Annotated in this window: 1 pseudogene; it reads left to right on the forward strand. The window is 64.5% G+C overall.

From position 1 onward, the window contains the following. Positions 1-523: 523 nt before the first annotated feature. Positions 524-854 (forward strand): annotated as a pseudogene (locus HUK84_RS20580) (hypothetical protein); the annotation flags it as partial.

Raw genomic sequence — 854 nt, forward strand, 5'->3', positions numbered from 1 at the left:
AGCGCCAGCCCCAACCCGCCGGCGGCGCGGATCAGCGACACCGACAGGTTGGCCGCCAGCGTGCCGTCCCGCATCAGCGACCAGCCGGTCGCCGCGATCTGAGCGGGCGACGCGACCAGCCGGGTGGAAAGCAGGCCGGACGCGCACGCCAACTGCCATAGCACCACCAGCAGAACGGGCGAGGCGAAGCGCCTGAAGGAGAGGCGGACCGGGATGCCCGGCAGGCGCCGCGCGACTGTCCGACCCTGGGTTCCGATCCGGATGCCGATCCGAGTGCCGATCCGAGTGCCAATTCGAGTGCCAATTCGAGTGCCAATTCGAGTGCCAATCCGAATAATTGTCTCCGACATAGGCGAATGCTCCGCGGCAAAGGGCGACGTTCCACACAGATTTATATAAATTACATACCAACGTCAGGTGAATTTAATTCATACAAAACTTTATCGTGATTTAATTGTATCGCACAGCGGCCGGCGGCAAGATCGGCCGGAGACATGGCCAGGGGCATGGCCCGAGACATGATATGAGCCAGAAACATGGTACAAGAGTGACGTCCTTGCCTTTCCCGCTGCAGACCGCGAGGCGTCTCGCCTTGGCCTTTCTCTTCGGCCTGTCCTGCCCCCTGGCGACGGCCCGGGCCGGGGACGAACTCGTCGTCGCGGATCAGAAAGGACAGCAGAAGGCGCTGCTGGACGCGGCCGGTGTCGACCGGGACCTGCCCTATCGCATCCGCTGGACCGAATTCGAGGCCGCGGCACCCCTGTTGCAGGCGCTCGGCGCGGGCGCGGTCGATACCGGCATCGCCGGCGACGGCCCGTTCCTGTTCGCCTGGGGCTCCGGCCTGCCCGTGAAAG

Origin of the sequence: Nguyenibacter vanlangensis (genome assembly GCF_013376155.1) — a bacterium.
GTDB classification, from domain to species: Bacteria; Pseudomonadota; Alphaproteobacteria; order Acetobacterales; family Acetobacteraceae; genus Gluconacetobacter; species Gluconacetobacter vanlangensis.